Origin of the sequence: Aeromonas genomosp. paramedia (genome assembly GCF_023093515.1) — a bacterium.
In the GTDB taxonomy this organism is placed as follows: Bacteria; Pseudomonadota; Gammaproteobacteria; order Enterobacterales; family Aeromonadaceae; genus Aeromonas.
The window spans coordinates 1-826 of record NZ_JAAROG010000044.1 but is presented as its reverse complement, the minus strand read 5'-3'; the positions used below and the strand labels follow the sequence as shown (position 1 = coordinate 826).

The window sequence follows — 826 nt, the reverse complement described above, 5'->3', positions numbered from 1 at the left end:
GGCTGGCATCGAAGCTGATATTAACCAGAGGATCGGTGCCGGCGGTGATATCGAGATCCCCGGTCAGGGTCTGACCGGCGCTCCAGTCGCTGTCTTCCGTCAGGGTGAGGGAAACGGGGTCGACCTGGGGCAAGGCACCGTCGGTGATCTGGATATTGAGGGTGCCGAGGTTGCTCTTGTCGCCGTCAAAATCGGTGCCCTGTACCTGCAGTCCTAGGTTGACGCTGTTGGTGCCCACAGGTTGATCCAGCACGCCATCGAGCTTCACATGGTACTTGCCGTCCAGATCCAGGGTCACGGTCAGCACCGTCTTGCCACCCGCATCCAGCAGGGTGATCTGGTTGCCATTGACCTGATAGCTGGTCGGCTTGCCGCCGCTGGTGAGGTTATCCAAGCCAGGCTGGTTCCCCTCGAAATTGAGGGACACCAGGCGATCGCTGCCCACATTGACCGGCAGTTGACCATCCAGGGACTGGCCAGAGGCCCCTTCCTGCAGGCTGATGCCGCTGTCGATGCCAAGGCTCGGATCGACCGCATCGGTAATCACTGCCGTGGTATTGCCGGTGATCACCGAGCCGTCGCTGTCGGTCACCTGCACCGGCAGGGTCAGGCTGAGCCTGTCGTCGGCGCCGTGATCCAGGTTGGTGTGCACTGTGACCTGGTAATCCAGGGTCGCGTCGGTATGCGCCTCAATGCGGCCCGGCACGCTCGGCAGGGTGACGCTCAGCACCAGGGTGCCGCTCGCGGTGACCCCCTGGAAGCTGTGGCCGTTGCTGCCCGGCACCTCCTGCCAGATCAGGGTCTCGCCGTTGTGGGTGATGGCCTT

1 protein-coding gene is annotated in these 826 nt (G+C 63.1%); it reads right to left on the bottom strand.

Annotated elements, in window-relative coordinates:
• The coding region (locus HB860_RS21955) for a hypothetical protein (protein ID WP_247627953.1) at positions 1-826 on the bottom strand (826 nt) is incomplete at both ends.